The organism is Achromobacter sp. FW305-C-28, assembly GCF_058783235.1.
The window spans coordinates 501,612-515,586 of record NZ_JBYSYL010000003.1; the positions used below are offsets into that span (position 1 = coordinate 501,612).

The window sequence follows — 13,975 nt, forward strand, 5'->3', positions numbered from 1 at the left end:
GCGTTACGCCGCCGAGCCACCCGCTTCGCGCAGCGCCCACAAGGCATCGAGCACATGCTGCGTGGCGCGTTCGACCTGGCCGGCCCGGTGCGCCATGCCCAGCGGCCGCCACAGCGCCGGGCGCAACGGCCGCATGGCGATGCGCGGATCCGGCTGCGGCGCGGTGGCTTCGTGCGGCAGCAGCGTGGCGCCGTAGCCTGCCGCCACCAGGCTCTTGATGGCGTCGTTGTAGTTCAGCTGGATGCGCGGCCGCGGGTTCAGGCCCGCGCCGGCAAACCACTCGCCGGTCTGGCGCGACAGCCGCGTGCTGGCATCGTTGAGAATCAGCGGCCGTTCGCCCAGCCAGGCCGGCGTGATGCGCGCGGGCGCCTTCCAGCCCGCGGGCAGGAACGCCATGATGGGATCGCGCCGCCACGGCCGCAGCACCAGCCCCGGCACGGGCGGTTGCGGCAGCGCCACCAGGCCGACGTCCAGCGCGCCTTCATTCAACTGCTGCAAGGTTTCCTGCGAGGTCAGCACGGCCACCTGCACGTCGATGCCGGGATGGTCGCGCCCCAAGGCTTCCAGCGCCTGCGGCAGCAGGTGCGCGATGGCGCCGGTGGACGCGCCCAGCCGTACCCGGCCACCCAGCCCCTGCACCTGCCGCTGCACGTCGTCCAGCGCCTGGTCGGCTTCGGCCAGCAGACGGCGCGCGCGTTCCAGCAGGGTGTCGCCAATGGGCGTGGGGCGCACCTGGCCGCGCTTGCGCGTGAGCAGCGGGGCGCCGATGCGCGCTTCCAGGTCGGCCACGTGCAGGCTGACGGTGGGCGGGGCCAGATGCAGCGCGCGGGCGGCGTCGGCGAACGAGCCCAGGTCGGCAATGGCGACCAGGGTGCGCAGGCGGTCCAGGTTGATTTCACGCATGGTGACGACGTTCAGTAAAGCTGAATTGAATCGTCATGATATTCGACTTTTACTATGTAGCGCATTGGGCAATGATGAGCACGTACCCGGGAGCCTGAGGGCTCTGGACTTTATCGACGACCCGCCGGCCGCGCCGGCATTTCAGGATGGCCACGCTCATGACCCACCCCCTTGTATTCATCGACGGCGACCAGGGCACCACCGGTCTGCAAATTCATGGACGGCTGCAAGGCCGCACCGACCTGCGCCTGGTGACGCTGCCTGCCGCCGACCGCAAGGACCCGCAGCGGCGCGCCGACGCCATCAACGCGGCGGACATCGCCATCCTGTGCCTGCCGGACGAGCCGGCGCGCCAGGCCGTGGCGTCCATCGTCAATCCCGATGTGCGCGTCATCGACGCCAGTTCGGCCCATCGCACCACGGCGGGCTGGGTCTACGGCTTTCCGGAAATGGGCGAGGGCCAGGCCGAGCGCATTGCCCAGGCCAAGCGGGTCAGCAACCCCGGCTGCTACCCCACTGGCGCGATCGCCTTGTTGCGCCCGTTGGTGCAGGCTGGTTTGGTGCCCGCGGACTACCCCTTGGCCGTGCAGGCGGTGTCGGGCTATTCGGGCGGCGGCCGTGCCAGTGTCGACGCCTACGAGGCGCCGGGCGCGACGGGCGGCCCGGCCTTTCAGGTCTATGGCCTGGGCCTGGCGCACAAGCACACCCCGGAAATCGAGCGCCATGCGGGCTTGAGCCACCGGCCGGTGTTCGTGCCGTCGTACGGTTCGTTCCGCCAGGGCATCGCGCTGACCGTGCCGTTGCAATTGCGCCTGTTGCCCGCCGGGGTCACGGCCCAGCAGTTGCACGACTGCCTGGCGCGCCATTACGACGGCCAGCAGTACGTGCAGGTGGTGGCGCAGCAAGAGGCCGCCGCGCATACGCACCTGGATCCGCAGGTGCTCAATGGCACCAATAATCTGCGCCTGGCGGTGTACGGCAACGATGCGTACGGGCAGGTACTGCTGACGGCGGTGTTCGACAACCTGGGCAAGGGCGCGTCGGGCGCCGCGGTACAGAACCTGGACCTGATGATTCAGGCGATGGCGCTGGCCGAAGCCTGACCTGACCCCCCACAGCCGTTTGTCAGGAAATTCCTGCTCAACTGGCGGGATCAATGACGCCACCGGCCCCGACCTTCGGAGCGCACATGAGCCTCGACATCCTGCTGCATCGCACCCCGCCCTGGGTATGGGCGCTGTTCGCCGTGCTGGTGTACCGCGGCATACGCGCGCTGCGTCCGCGCCGCATGTCGGTGGCGCGGACCTTTCTCTTGCCCATCCTGTTCCTGGTCTGGGTGCTGGTGTCCATTCACAGTGAAGTCACCGACCTGCAATCGGCCTACGAGGCCTTCGTGGCGGGCGCTGTCGCGGGCGGCGTGATCGGCTGGATGCTGTGGGCGCGCGCCGGCCGCGCCACCTATTACCCGGACACGCAGATGATCGAACGCCCCGGGTCGCCCTTGACCCTGGTGCTGCTGGTGCTGGCTTTCCTGTCCAAGTTCGCCCTGATGGCGATGCTGGCGCAAGACCACGGGCTGGCTGCGAACGCTGCGTTCTCGGCGGCGTTTGGCGGTGTGTCGGGGCTGGTCGACGGCATGTTCTGGGGCGGTACGCTGTCGCAGGTGTGGCATCTGCGGCACCTGGCGCTGGGGATGCCGGTGGCCCCTGTGATCGTCGATGCGCCCGGGCCTGATGACAGGCGCCAGGGCGGTTGATCAGGCGACGGACGCGGCCGGCCAACGCTAGGCGTCGGCCGGTGCGGCGGGCCGATCCGCCAGCGTGTCCACCACCAGCAGGCGCAGCCAGCGCGTACCCGGATCGCTTTCAAAGCGCGGGTGCCAGTGCACCGTCACGCTCAAGGGCGGCAGCGCCAGCGGCAACGGCCGGATCTCGAAGGCGCCGTCGCGGTTGAACCAGACGGCGGCGCGGTAGGGCAGCGTCACCGTCAGGTCGGTACGGCGCACGATCTCGGCGGCGGCCGAAAAATGCGGCAGCGTCAGGTAGGGCTGGCGATGCAGCCCGGCTTCGCCCAGGACATCGTCCAGCAAGCGGTGGGCGCTGGCGCGCGAGGCCACCAGGATGTGGTCCAGCCGCTTGAACTGGCCGCGCGTCAGGCCCGCGGACAGCACCGGATGGCCGCGGCGCCCCATGCAGGCATAGCGCTCGCTGAACAGGTCGGCATGATGCGTGTGCCGGCCCAGTCCGGCCAGGTTGCCGATCGCCAGGTCGACTTCACCCTCTTGCAGGGCCTGGGGCAGGCGTTCCAGCGCAACTTCCACGACTTCGATCTGCAGGCGCGGCGCCCGCGCGTGCACGCGTTCCATCAAGAGCGGCAGGAACACCATTTCGCCGATGTCGGACATCGACAGGCGGAACCGCCGCGTACTGCGCGCCGGTTCAAAGTGCTGGCGCAGGCTGACGGCTTCGGCAAAGCTGTTCATGCCGCGCTCGATCGGGCCGGCCAGCGCAAACGCCACCGGCGTGGGCTGCATGCCGGCCGGCGTGCGCACGAACAAGGGGTCATCGAATTTCTCGCGCAGGCGTCCCAGCGCGTAGCTGACTGCGGGCTGCGTCAACTGCAGCCGTTCGGCCGCGCGGGTGACGCTGCGTTCATGCAGCACCGTCAGGAAAACCCGCATGAGATTCAAATCGAAGTCCACGCTTGCCCTTGATATCAGTGTGATTTATGCAGGAAATAATACCCATAAATTTGACACATAAATAGTTGATTCCTAGACTAATTTTCACGAGCCGGGGCAACGGACCCGCGGCCGCTTTCGACAAGGGGAAGCACGCTTCATGCACGCATTGACATTGCCGTCGCTGCTACGCGACCAGGCCGCCCGCCAGGGCGGCCGGCTGTGGGCCCAGGCGCCGGGTGGCGCGTTGCGTTATGCCGAGGCGCCGGCCGTAGCGGCCCGCTGGGCGGCGCTATTGGCATCGGCCGGCGTGGCGCGCGGCGATCGCGTCGGCCTCATGGCCGGCAACCGCATCGAATTCCTGTCGGTGGTGCTGGGCTGCGGCTGGCTGGGCGCGGTGGTGGTGCCCATCAATACCGCGTCGCGCGGCATGCAGCTGCGGCACATCCTGGCCAACAGCGGCTGCGTGCTGCTGGTGGCGGATGCCGCGTCCTGTCCCGCGCTGGCGGGGTTGGCGGCCATGGACGGGGCAGGGCAGCACCCCGACGCCCTGGCGCTGCGCCGCATCTGGCTGCTGGACGATGCGGCATTGGCTGCCGCTGGCGAAGCGGCGCAAACACCGGCCGCGCCGGTCGTCGCCGTGGCCGACTTGCCCGCACCCGCCGAACCCTTGCCCGCCTTGCCCGATGCCCTGGCGCCCGCCGCTGACCTGGGGCCGGGCGACATGCTGGCCATTCTGTACACCTCGGGCACGTCGGGCCTGTCCAAGGGCGTGTGCTGCCCGCACGCGCAGTTCTACTGGTGGGGCGTCATCGCCGCGCGCAACCTGGAAATCACCGCGGACGACGTGCTGCACACCTGCCTGCCGCTGTTCCACACCAATGCGCTCAACGCCTGTTTCCAGGCGCTGGTGACCGGCGCATCGATCATCTGCGATGCGCGCTTCTCGGTCAGCCGGTATTTCGAACGGCTGGCGGCCAGCCAGGCCACGGTCACCTATCTGCTGGGCGCCATGGTGCCCATGTTGCTGGCGCGTGAGGCGTCGGCCGCCGAAAGCGGCCATCGCACCCGCATCGCCTTGGCCCCGGGCGTGCCCGAACGTTTTCATGCCGCATTCACCGGCCGCACCGGCATCGCGCTGCTCGAAGGCTACGGCTCGACCGAAACCAATTTCGCGCTGGGCGGCCCGCTGGCCCAGCAGCGCGCCGGCACGATGGGCCGCGTGGCGCCCGAGTTCGATGCCATCGTTGCGGACGAACACGATGCGCCGCTACCCGACGGCCAGGCCGGCGAACTGCTGCTGCGCGCGCGTCCGCCGTTCGCCATCGCCACCGGCTATTTCGGCATGGCCGACAAGACGGTCGAGGCCTGGCGCAACCTGTGGTTCCACACCGGCGACCGGGTGGTGCGCGACGCAGACGGCTATTTCCGCTTCCTGGACCGCATGAAAGACGCGATCCGGCGGCGCGGCGAGAACATTTCTTCGTACGAGGTCGAACAAGTGCTGCTGGCGCATCCGTCGGTGGCCGTCGCGGCCGTGTACGCGGTGCGTTCGGAACTCGCCGAAGACGAGGTCATGGCGGCGCTGGTCTACAAGCCCGGCTGCGCGCTGGCGCCCGAGGCGTTGCTGGATTTCTGCCAGCCGCGCATGCCGTACTTCGCGGTGCCGCGCTATCTGCGGGTGCTGGAAGACCTGCCGCGCACCGAAAACGGCAAGGTCCGCAAATTCCGCCTGCGCGACGACGGCATCACCGCCGACACGTGGGACCGCGACGCCGCCGGCTATCGCGTGGCGAGGTAGACCACAACAAGGGGAAACAGCATGACGTTGGCATACCAGGGGTCGGCGCGTAGCGCCGAAGAGCAGGCCCGCAGAAAACGTACGCGCAAGGTGGTGATGGCGTCCGTGGCCGGCAACGCGATGGAGTGGTACGACTTTTTTATCTACGGCACGGCGGCGGCGCTGGTGTTCGGCGAGCTGTTCTTTCCCAAGGGCACCGATCCGCTGCTGGGCACCATGGGCGCCTTCGCAGGCTTCGCGGTGGGTTTCCTGGCACGGCCGCTGGGCGGCGTGGTGTTCGGCCATATCGGCGACCGCTACGGCCGCAAGCTGGCGCTGGAATGGACGCTGGGCATCATGGGCGCGGCCACGTTCCTGATCGGGCTGTTGCCCACCTATGAACAGGTGGGCCTGTGGGCGCCGGCCGCGATGGTGCTGCTGCGCATCCTGCAAGGCGCGGCGGCGGGCGGCGAATGGGGCGGCGGCGTGCTGCTGATCAGCGAGGCCGTGGGCGGCAAGCGCCGTGGCTATTTCTCGTCGTTCAGCCAGCTGGGCGTGGCGGGCGGCTTCGTGCTGTCGTCGGGCGTCTTCATGCTGGCCCAGCAGCTGCCGCAGGATGACTTCATGCGCTGGGGCTGGCGCCTGCCGTTCCTGCTGAGCGTGCTGATCTTCGGCGTGGGCCTCTACATCCGCAAGCACATTCCGGAAAGCGAGGAATTCGTGCAGGCCACCAAGACCGCCAAGCGCGGCATGCCGGCCGTCGAAGTATTTCGCCGCTATCCGCGCCAGGTGTTCACGGCGATGGGGCTGCGGGTGGCGGAAAACGGCGGTTCGTACATTTTCCTGGCGTTCGCGCTGGCCTACGGCAAGTTCCTGGGCATTCCCAACGATGTGATGCTGGGCGGCGTCCTGGCGTCGATGTTCATCGAGCTGGGCACGCTGGTGTGGTTCGGCCACCTGTCTGACCGCATCGGGCGGCGCACGGTCTACCTGATCGGCTCGGCCGGGCTGGCACTGGCGGCGTTTCCGTTCTTCTGGCTGGTGCAGACCAAAGAGCCGGTCTGGATTTTCCTGGCGTTCTTCATGGGCAACACGGTGTGCCATGCTGCCATGATCGGCACCCAGCCGGCGTATTTTGCCGAACTGTTCCCGCCCGAAGTCCGCTACACCGGCCTGGCGCTGGGCCACGAACTGGCGTCGGTGTTTGCCGGCGGCCTGTCGCCGCTGATCGCCATGGCGCTGCTGCGCAAGTACGAATCGGCCACGCCGGTGGCGTGGTTCCTGGTCGGCATGGCGGTCATCACCGTCGTCACCCTGCTGCTGACGCGTGAACCGCCGCGCGAGGATTCGGCATGAGCGGCAAGCCGGCAAGCCCGGGCATCGTCGGCGTGGGTGAAACCCCCGCGCTGCGCCACCCCGGGCCGGATTGCAGCACGGCCGGGCTGATCGCGCAGGCCGTGCGCCTGGCGCTGGACGACGCCGGACTGCGGCCAGCGGACGTCGACGGCCTGGGCGTGGCCTCGTTCACCTTGCGGCCCGACCGCGCCATCGACCTGGCCTGGCGGCTGGGGCTGACGCTGGGCTGGTGCATGCAGGACGAAATGGGCGGCGCCAGCGCCATCAATATGCTGCGCCACGCCTGGCTGGCCTTGCAGGCGGGGCAGGCGCGCACCATTGTCCTGGCGGCAGGCGACCATTTCACTGGCGCCGATTTTGCAGCGCTGGTGCGCGGCTACAACCGCAGCGCGCAAGACTACCTGAGCCCGTTGGGCTGCGCCGGCCCGAATCCGCTGTTCGCCATGTTGACGCAGCGGCAGATGGCGCAGACCGGTTTGCGGCGCGAAGACTACGGCGCGCTGTGCGTGGCGCAGCGTGCATGGGCGGCCGACAATCCCAACGCCGCCTATCGCCAGCCACTGACGCTGGCGCAATACCTGGACGCGCCAATGGTGGCCGCGCCGCTGGGGCGCCTGGACTGCGTGCCGGTCGTCAGCGGCGCCTGCGCGCTGGTGTTGCAGGCGCATCCAAACGGCGTGCATGTCACGCTGCGGGCCAGCGGGGCGCGCTACAACGGCGACCAGCAGGAAGGCGATGGCCTGGTCACCGGCATCGCCGAATTCGCGCCCGCGCTGTGGGCCGACGCGGGTTTGGACCCAGACGATATGGATGTGGTGGGCGTGTACGACGACTACCCGGCGATGGCCGTGGCGCAGCTGTGTGATCTGGGCCTGGCGCCGGCCGACGACTTGCCAGGCTTCATCGCGCGCCGCATTGCCACCCGCGCGCTGCCGGTCAACACCGCGGGCGGACAGTTGTCGGCGGGGCAGGCGGGCACGGCGGGCGGCATGCACGGGCTTGTGGAAGTGGCGCGACAACTGCTCGGCCGGGCCGGCGCGCGGCAGGTAGCGGGCGCGCGCCATGGCGTGGCCACCGGCTATGGCATGGTGCAACTGCGTTACGGCATGTGCGCCAACGCCGCCGTGCTGGCCAGGGAGGACGCATGAGTTTCACGGTGATGGCTTGCGCGCGATGTGCGCACCGGGTGTATCCCGCCAGGCTCTGGTGCCCGGCCTGTGGGCATGATCAGGCGAATCAGGCCGAGGTGGCCGAGGCCGAATTGCTGGCGTGGACGCGCGTGACGGGGCCGGCGGGCGAAGACAGCCGTATCATCGCCACCGCTCGGGCGTTGCCGCATGGGCCGGTGCTGGTCGTGCGATTGGCGGCCGAGACTGGGTGCGTGGGGCAACGCCTGCGGCTGCTGACACAGGTCGAGCAAGGCGTGGCCCTGCCATGGGCCGAGCCGATTTCAGAATAGCCCTCGAACGCGCCTTGCGGCCGCGTCGGAGATCTTGGACGGGCTGGGCCCGAGGTGCCGCCGTCCAGGTCAACACCGTCAACGCGACAAGCAGAAGAGGGCCATCGCAGATCGTCGCGTGATGATTCCGGGGTTTCTTGACGAGCCTTTGCCCGGGTCAGCGGGCCGTCGCCGGGCGGATCGCATCCAGCCGCTGCGCCAGCGTGGCGCTGGACAATTCACCGACCCGCACATCCATCAACCGTCCGTCGGCATCCAGAAAGAGGGTGGCCGGCAGGCCGCGATTGCTCATCTTGCGCGAGGCCTCGCCAGCCGGGTCCAGCAAGGCGTTGGCCAGCGACGGCGCATGCTGATCCAGGTATTGCCGCACCGCGTCGGGCGTTTCGCCCTGGTTCAGGAAGACGAAGTGAATGTCGGGGTTGGCGGCCTGGGCGCGTTCGAAGGCCGGCATCTCGCGGCGGCATGGCGGACACCAGCTGGCCCACAGATTGACTACGGTGGGCTTGCCCTGGAAGGCGGCCAGGGCGGCGGGCTTGCCGTCCAGGTCCTGCAAGGCCACCGCGGTCAGCGCGGGCTGGGGCTGTGGCGTGGGCGCCAGCAGATGGCTGCCGATCAGCCAGGTGGCCGCGGCCAGCGCCAGCGCGCCCAGCAGCGCCGGCCGGGGCGCCATGGCCCGCAGTGCGGCGTAGGCCACATAGGCGCAGGCGGCCGCCAGCCCGACCATGCCCGTCCAGCCGCCGTCGCGTATATCCAGCGCCTGGATCGGGTCTTGCAGAATATGGTCGCGGGTCTGCCACAGGAAACCCAGGCGCGCGGCGACCAGGCCGATCAGCAAGGCGCGCCACAGCACCGCGCTGATGTCCGGTGCACGCTTGCCGCCGAACAGGCGCGCGGCCAGCAGACCGACGGCGCCGGCCACGATCAGCACGACAAGCTCGGTGGGAAAGACCAGGGGCCCCAGGCGGATGGCGGGGCTCATGCGGCGAGCTCCAGGCGCGTGGCCGGGATGCTGGCAATCGGAGGGGGGCTGCGTCGTGTCATGCGCCAAAGCCTAGCATGACCGGCTGGAGCGAACCGTGACGTCCGGCGGCGGCCGCAAAGCCCTTGCGCGCAAGCGGGTCGCAGCGGCTTGGCCGGCAGGCCTTGGGATATGCTTGAGCTCCTTCGCTTATCGCCGTCCGCGCCCATGAAATCGCTGCCCTCGTTGTTGCCCCTGATCCAAGCCCCGATGGTCGGTTCGTTCAGCCCCTTGACCATCGCCGCCTGCCGCGCGGGCGCGCTGGGGTCGTTGGCTTGCGCCGCGCTCAGTGCGGATGCGCTGCGCGAGCAGATCGCCGCGATTCGCGCCGAGACCGACGCGCCGTTCAACCTGAATTTCTTCAGCCACACGCCGCCCCAGCCGGACGAGGCGGCCCAGGCGCGCTGGCGCGACACGCTGGCGCCGTACTACCGCGAAGCCGGGCTGGACCTGTCCGCCGCAGGCAGCGGCCCGGGCCGCGCGCCGTTCGACGACGCCATGTGCCAGGTCGTCGAAGACCTGCGCCCCGCGGTGGTCAGTTTCCATTTCGGGCTGCCGGACGAGGCGCTGCTGGAGCGCGTGCGCCGTACGGGCGCTTTGATCCTGTCGTCGGCCACCACGGTCGAGGAAGCGCGGTGGCTGGACGCCCGCGGCGTGGATGCCATCATCGCCCAAGGGGTCGAGGCCGGCGGCCACCGCGGCATGTTCCTGACCGACGACATTGGCGCGCAGCCCGGCCTGTACGCCTTGCTGCCGCAGGTAGTGGACGCGGTGGGCGTGCCCGTGATTGCCGCCGGCGGCATCGCTGACGGACGCGGCATTGCCGCGGCCTTCGCGTTGGGCGCCGCCGCCGCGCAACTGGGTACCGCGTATCTGCTGACGCCGCAGGCGGAACGCTCGGCGATCCACCGCCAGGCGGTGCGCCAGGCGCGCGACGACACCACGCGTTTGACCAATCTGTACACCGGCCGCCCGGCACGCGGCCTGCTGACCCGGTTCATGCGCGAACAAGGGCCGATGAGCGCCGTAGCCCCGGCTTTTCCGCTGGCCACCGGCGCGGTCGACCCGCTGCGCGCAACCGTCGAAAAGACCGGCAGCGACGATTTTTCGCTGCTGTGGTCGGGCGAAGCCGCTGCGCTGGCGCAGGAAACCGACGCCGAAGCATTGACCCGTCAGCTGTGGGACGACGCATTGGATTGCGCGGCGGGCCTGCGCGCGGGCATGGCGGCCCGGGCGCACCGCTAGCGGCCGGTCAGTCGGGAATGACGGCGATCACGTCGATCTCGACCAGCCATTCCGGCCGCGCCAGCGCCGATACCACCAGGCCGGTGGACACGGGAAACACGCCCTTGAGCCACCGGCCCATCACGTTGTAGACCGCCTCGCGGTAGCGCACGTCCACCAGGTACACGGTGACCTTGCAGATGTGCGACAGGTCGCTGCCGCATTCGCGCAGCAGCATCGCCACATTGGCCATGGCTTTTTCCGCCTGGGCGGCGGCATCGCCCACGCCGACGGAGGCGCGGGTGTCCAGGTCCTGTCCGATCTGGCCGCGCAGATAGACCGTCTTGCCGGCCACCACGGCCTGGCAAAGGTCATTGTCCAGCTGCTGTTCGGGATAGGTCTGGCGGGTATTGAACTTGCGGATGCGGGTATGGGCGTGAGGTTGCGTCATGGCAGCGTGGTGGAATGCGCGCGGCAGGCCGGGCGGCGGGTCAATGGGGCAGGATCTTGGACAGGAAGCGGCGCGCCTGCGGGCTGGCCGCGTCGCGAAAGAACTGGTCGGTGGCGCAGTCTTCGACAATCGCGCCGTCTTCCATGAAGACCACGCGATTGGCCACCCGGCGGGCAAAGCCCATCTCGTGGGTCACGACCATCATGGTCATGCCTTCCTCGGCCAGTTCCACCATCACGTCCAGCACTTCGTTGACCATTTCGGGGTCCAGTGCGGACGTGGGTTCGTCGAACAGCATCGCCATCGGGTCCATCGACAGCGCGCGGGCGATCGCCACGCGCTGCTGCTGGCCGCCGGACAACTGGCCCGGATGCTTGCCCGCGTGCGCCGACAGGCCCACGCGTTCGAGCAGCGCGCCGGCCTTGGCACGGGCCGTATCGAGGCCGCGCCCCAGCACGATCTGCTGCGCCAGGGTCAGGTTGCGCAGGATGTCCAGGTGCGGGAACAGCTCGAAATGCTGGAACACCATCCCGACCTTGGTACGCAGCTTGGGCAGGTCGGTGGCGGCGGTGACCGAGGCGCCGTCGATCAGGATGTCGCCGCCCTGGATCGGTTCCAGTGCGTTGACCGTCTTGATCAGTGTGGACTTGCCGGAGCCGGACGGCCCGCAGACCACCACGATCTCGCCCTTGTCCACGCGGGTCGAGCATTGCTTGAGCACGTGGTGGCTGCCGTAGTATTTGTCCACCCCGCGGATCTCGATGATGGGTGCGGTAGCGTTCATTTGTCGTAATGCCCCGCACGGATCGACGCGCCGATCAGGTTCAGGATCAGGCGGCCGGCAGTGATGCACGAGATCTGGTTCAGGTCTTTTTCGGGCTGGATCTCGACGATGTCCATGCCCACCACGCGGCCCTTGGCCACCAGGCCGTGGATCAGCTTGCGCGCCTGCACGAAGGTGACGCCGCCCGGCGCCGGCCCGGCCACCGCGGGCATCGTGGCCGGGTCCATGCCGTCGGCGTCGATGGTGAGGTAATAGTTGCCGCCGTCCGGAATACGCGCCAGTACCGCGTCCATGCCGATGTCGTGCAGCTCGTAAGCTGTGACCAGCTCGGCGCCGTAGGCGCGGGCGGCCACCAGTTCTTCGGGGCGGCCGCTGCCCTGGGCGCGCAGGCCGATCTGGATGATGCGGTCCACGTGCGCCATTTCAGAGGCCCGGCGGATCGGACTGGACAGGCCGTCGCGCACGCCGTTGACGTCATCGCGCCAGTCCAGGTGGGCGTCGATGTGCACCAGTGTGATCGGGCCTTTCTGGTCCAGGCCGCGCAGGATGGGCGTGGTGATGCCGTGGTCGCCGCCCAGCACGATGGGCACGGCGCCGGCCGCGGCGATGCGCCGCACGGCGGCTTCGGCCCGCGCGTAATGTTCGCCGCGCGGCTGCGACAGGTCGGGAATGATGTCGCCGCAGTCCACGAAGCGGATGTCGTCGCGGCCTTGCAGCAAGGGGCCGTCGATGTCGAAGTCGTAGTGGCCCGGGCGGCGCACCACGCGGTCGGTGGCCTGGCGGATCGCAGTGGGGGCATTGGTCTGGTCATTGCTGAAATCCGCCGCGGAATAGGGCGAGCCGTAGGGCATGCCCAGCACGGCGATATCGGCCTGCAGGTTGTCCAGGTCCAGCGCCAGGGTCGAATAGAGCAGGGTGGGGTGGCCGGTTTTGGGCGCAACGGTGTACGAGGTCATGAGGGTTTCCTTGTGGAATGAGTGGGTCAGGCCTGGCCCGCGCGGCGGCGCGCCAGGGTCTCCAGGCGGCGGCCCGCGCCGGCCATCGCCACGCTGCACAGCCAATAGATCAGGGCGGTGGTGCCCAGGACTTCCAGGTAGGCAAAGGTGTTGGCGGTGAGCAGGTTGCTCTGGTAGGTCATTTCCGGCAGGCTCATCACCGAGAAGATCGCCGAGTCCTTGAACATCATGATGACCAGGCTGGTGGTGGGCGGGATGAGATAGCCGAACAACTGCGGCACGACGATGTGGCGCTGCGTCTGCCAATAGGTCATGCCCAGTGACAGGGCGGCGCCGGTCTGCCCGCGCGGCACGCTTTGCAGCGCGGCGCGCAGCACTTCGCAGAAGTAGCCGCCCGTATAGAAGGCGGTGCAGCCGATGGCCACCGACATCGCTGAGGCCGGCACGCCCAGCTTGGGCAGGCCGAAAAACGCCAGGTAGACGAGGATCAGGTACGGAATGTTGCGCACCAGTTCCACGTAGGCCAGCGCCAGCGGCCGCAGCGGCGTGCGCGACTGCGCGGCATAGGCGGCAGCCGTGCCGATCAGCATGCCCAGCGGAATGCCGATCAGGCTGACCAGGGCCGTGATCCGCAAGCCCTTGAGCAGCACGGGAATGGCCTGCCCGACAAGAGAGAAATCAATGGGCATGGGGCAGCATCCTCGAGACGCGACGCTCGCACAGGCGCGAGGCAGCCGACAGGCAGAAAAGAATGATGAAGTACACGCAGGCCGTCACCGTGAACACTTGCAGCGGCAGGTCGCTTTGCAGGGTGGCGTTGCGCGCCACGGTGGCCAGCTCCGGCACGGCAATGATGGACATCAGCGACGAGGCCTTGAGCAGGATGGTGAGTTCGCTGGTCAGCGGCGGAATCGCGCGGTAGAACACCTGCGGCAGCAGCACGTAGCGCCAGATCTGCCGGTGGCGCATGCCCAGCGCCCGCGCCGCGGCTACCTGGCCGGCCGACAGCGTGCCCAGCGCCCCGCGCAGGATCTCCACGATGTAGGCGCTGGTATTACAGGCCAGCGCGCCGATGCCGGCTGCCAGGGGCGACACCGAGATGTCCAGCAGCGGTGGCACCACGTAGTAGGCCAGCAGCAGGTGGATCAGCGCGGGCGTGCCGCGGATGGCGCTGACCCACAGCATGACCAGGCCGCGCACCGGGGCGTAGGGCGACAGGCGCGCCAGCAGCAGCGCCACCCCCAGCGCGATGCCGATCACGAACGCCGCCACCGAGGCGGCCAGCGTGATCGCCGTGCCCGAGACGACACCGTGCAGGAACGGCGCCAGCGCGCCGTTCTGGTTCAACCAATCCAGCATGGGAC

15 protein-coding genes are annotated in these 13,975 nt (G+C 68.9%); 7 read left to right on the forward strand and 8 right to left on the reverse strand.

Annotation, left to right across the window (positions count from 1 at the left end; genetic code table 11):
* Positions 1 to 3: 3 nt before the first annotated feature.
* The gene (locus tag AC3WMR_RS11125; protein WP_492263134.1) at positions 4 to 903 is read right to left on the reverse strand and encodes a LysR family transcriptional regulator; all 900 of its coding nucleotides are present in this window, start codon (positions 901 to 903) and stop codon (positions 4 to 6) included.
* Between the two features lie 158 nt (positions 904 to 1,061).
* Between AC3WMR_RS11125 and argC the strand changes: the two genes are divergently transcribed.
* Together argC and AC3WMR_RS11135 are read left to right on the forward strand one after the other, a co-directional pair.
* The gene (gene argC, locus AC3WMR_RS11130; protein WP_492263135.1) at positions 1,062 to 2,006 is read left to right on the forward strand and encodes an N-acetyl-gamma-glutamyl-phosphate reductase; all 945 of its coding nucleotides are present in this window, start codon (positions 1,062 to 1,064) and stop codon (positions 2,004 to 2,006) included.
* An 86-nt stretch (positions 2,007 to 2,092) separates the two neighbouring features.
* Positions 2,093 to 2,659: a DUF6622 family protein gene (locus AC3WMR_RS11135; protein WP_492263136.1), complete on the forward strand. Its 567-nt coding sequence runs from the start codon at positions 2,093 to 2,095 to the stop codon at positions 2,657 to 2,659.
* Between the two features lie 27 nt (positions 2,660 to 2,686).
* Here the strand turns inward: AC3WMR_RS11135 and AC3WMR_RS11140 are convergent, their stop codons facing one another.
* Entirely contained in the window at positions 2,687 to 3,583 is an 897-nt protein-coding gene (locus tag AC3WMR_RS11140) for a LysR family transcriptional regulator (protein ID WP_492263137.1), read from the reverse strand.
* Positions 3,584 to 3,743: 160 nt separating this feature from the next.
* Between AC3WMR_RS11140 and AC3WMR_RS11145 the strand changes: the two genes are divergently transcribed.
* From AC3WMR_RS11145 to AC3WMR_RS11160, 4 genes are read left to right on the forward strand one after another with little or no spacing between them, the layout of a single operon-like run.
* Complete coding sequence (locus tag AC3WMR_RS11145) at positions 3,744 to 5,384, forward strand: ATP-dependent acyl-CoA ligase (RefSeq protein WP_492263138.1); 1,641 nt, start codon at positions 3,744 to 3,746, stop codon at positions 5,382 to 5,384.
* 21 nt (positions 5,385 to 5,405) lie between these two features.
* Positions 5,406 to 6,719 (forward strand): MFS transporter, encoded by a 1,314-nt coding sequence (locus AC3WMR_RS11150; RefSeq protein WP_492263139.1) that lies wholly within the window; start codon positions 5,406 to 5,408, stop codon positions 6,717 to 6,719.
* Positions 6,716 to 7,867, forward strand: coding sequence for a thiolase family protein (locus tag AC3WMR_RS11155; RefSeq protein WP_492263140.1), 1,152 nt, complete (start codon positions 6,716 to 6,718; stop codon positions 7,865 to 7,867). Before AC3WMR_RS11150 ends, AC3WMR_RS11155 begins: the two co-directional genes overlap by 4 nt.
* A complete protein-coding gene (locus AC3WMR_RS11160) occupies positions 7,864 to 8,178 on the forward strand; it encodes a PhlB family protein (protein ID WP_492263141.1) in 315 nt (104 codons plus the stop codon). The genes AC3WMR_RS11155 and AC3WMR_RS11160 overlap by 4 nt, the downstream gene beginning before the upstream one ends.
* Positions 8,179 to 8,335: 157 nt before the next feature.
* Here the strand turns inward: AC3WMR_RS11160 and AC3WMR_RS11165 are convergent, their stop codons facing one another.
* On the reverse strand, positions 8,336 to 9,157 hold the full coding sequence (locus AC3WMR_RS11165; protein ID WP_492263142.1) for a TlpA family protein disulfide reductase: 822 nt from the start codon (positions 9,155 to 9,157) through the stop codon (positions 8,336 to 8,338).
* A gap of 207 nt (positions 9,158 to 9,364) precedes the next feature.
* Between AC3WMR_RS11165 and AC3WMR_RS11170 the strand changes: the two genes are divergently transcribed.
* Complete coding sequence (locus AC3WMR_RS11170; RefSeq protein ID WP_492263143.1) at positions 9,365 to 10,441, forward strand: NAD(P)H-dependent flavin oxidoreductase; 1,077 nt, start codon at positions 9,365 to 9,367, stop codon at positions 10,439 to 10,441.
* 7 nt (positions 10,442 to 10,448) lie between these two features.
* Here AC3WMR_RS11170 and AC3WMR_RS11175 read toward each other — a convergent pair whose 3' ends face one another.
* From AC3WMR_RS11175 to AC3WMR_RS11195, 5 genes are read right to left on the reverse strand one after another with little or no spacing between them, the layout of a single operon-like run.
* Positions 10,449 to 10,871 (reverse strand): RidA family protein, encoded by a 423-nt coding sequence (locus AC3WMR_RS11175; RefSeq protein WP_175193705.1) that lies wholly within the window; start codon positions 10,869 to 10,871, stop codon positions 10,449 to 10,451.
* 40 nt (positions 10,872 to 10,911) lie between these two features.
* The gene (locus AC3WMR_RS11180; protein ID WP_492263311.1) at positions 10,912 to 11,637 is read right to left on the reverse strand and encodes an amino acid ABC transporter ATP-binding protein; all 726 of its coding nucleotides are present in this window, start codon (positions 11,635 to 11,637) and stop codon (positions 10,912 to 10,914) included.
* A 14-nt stretch (positions 11,638 to 11,651) separates the two neighbouring features.
* On the reverse strand, positions 11,652 to 12,611 hold the full coding sequence (locus AC3WMR_RS11185) for an agmatinase (protein ID WP_175193704.1): 960 nt from the start codon (positions 12,609 to 12,611) through the stop codon (positions 11,652 to 11,654).
* A gap of 26 nt (positions 12,612 to 12,637) precedes the next feature.
* Positions 12,638 to 13,300 (reverse strand): amino acid ABC transporter permease, encoded by a 663-nt coding sequence (locus AC3WMR_RS11190; protein WP_263915097.1) that lies wholly within the window; start codon positions 13,298 to 13,300, stop codon positions 12,638 to 12,640.
* Positions 13,290 to 13,970 (reverse strand): amino acid ABC transporter permease, encoded by a 681-nt coding sequence (locus AC3WMR_RS11195; RefSeq protein WP_492263144.1) that lies wholly within the window; start codon positions 13,968 to 13,970, stop codon positions 13,290 to 13,292. Before AC3WMR_RS11195 ends, AC3WMR_RS11190 begins: the two co-directional genes overlap by 11 nt.
* Positions 13,971 to 13,975 lie beyond the last annotated feature (5 nt).

What these genes read in the sequence shown, in the direction of transcription:
- AC3WMR_RS11165 (WP_492263142.1), bottom strand. Translation starts at nt 9,157, where the DNA reads ATGAGCCCCGCCATCCGCCTGGGGCCCCTGGTCTTTCCCACCGAGCTT.
- AC3WMR_RS11185 (WP_175193704.1), bottom strand. Translation starts at nt 12,611, where the DNA reads ATGACCTCGTACACCGTTGCGCCCAAAACCGGCCACCCCACCCTGCTC.
- AC3WMR_RS11140 (WP_492263137.1), bottom strand. Translation starts at nt 3,583, where the DNA reads ATGCGGGTTTTCCTGACGGTGCTGCATGAACGCAGCGTCACCCGCGCG.
- AC3WMR_RS11170 (WP_492263143.1), top strand. Translation starts at nt 9,365, where the DNA reads ATGAAATCGCTGCCCTCGTTGTTGCCCCTGATCCAAGCCCCGATGGTC.
- AC3WMR_RS11175 (WP_175193705.1), bottom strand. Translation starts at nt 10,871, where the DNA reads ATGACGCAACCTCACGCCCATACCCGCATCCGCAAGTTCAATACCCGC.
- AC3WMR_RS11125 (WP_492263134.1), bottom strand. Translation starts at nt 903, where the DNA reads ATGCGTGAAATCAACCTGGACCGCCTGCGCACCCTGGTCGCCATTGCC.
- AC3WMR_RS11145 (WP_492263138.1), top strand. Translation starts at nt 3,744, where the DNA reads ATGCACGCATTGACATTGCCGTCGCTGCTACGCGACCAGGCCGCCCGC.
- AC3WMR_RS11190 (WP_263915097.1), bottom strand. Translation starts at nt 13,300, where the DNA reads ATGCCCATTGATTTCTCTCTTGTCGGGCAGGCCATTCCCGTGCTGCTC.
- AC3WMR_RS11150 (WP_492263139.1), top strand. Translation starts at nt 5,406, where the DNA reads ATGACGTTGGCATACCAGGGGTCGGCGCGTAGCGCCGAAGAGCAGGCC.
- AC3WMR_RS11160 (WP_492263141.1), top strand. Translation starts at nt 7,864, where the DNA reads ATGAGTTTCACGGTGATGGCTTGCGCGCGATGTGCGCACCGGGTGTAT.
- AC3WMR_RS11155 (WP_492263140.1), top strand. Translation starts at nt 6,716, where the DNA reads ATGAGCGGCAAGCCGGCAAGCCCGGGCATCGTCGGCGTGGGTGAAACC.
- AC3WMR_RS11135 (WP_492263136.1), top strand. Translation starts at nt 2,093, where the DNA reads ATGAGCCTCGACATCCTGCTGCATCGCACCCCGCCCTGGGTATGGGCG.
- AC3WMR_RS11195 (WP_492263144.1), bottom strand. Translation starts at nt 13,970, where the DNA reads ATGCTGGATTGGTTGAACCAGAACGGCGCGCTGGCGCCGTTCCTGCAC.
- argC (WP_492263135.1), top strand. Translation starts at nt 1,062, where the DNA reads ATGACCCACCCCCTTGTATTCATCGACGGCGACCAGGGCACCACCGGT.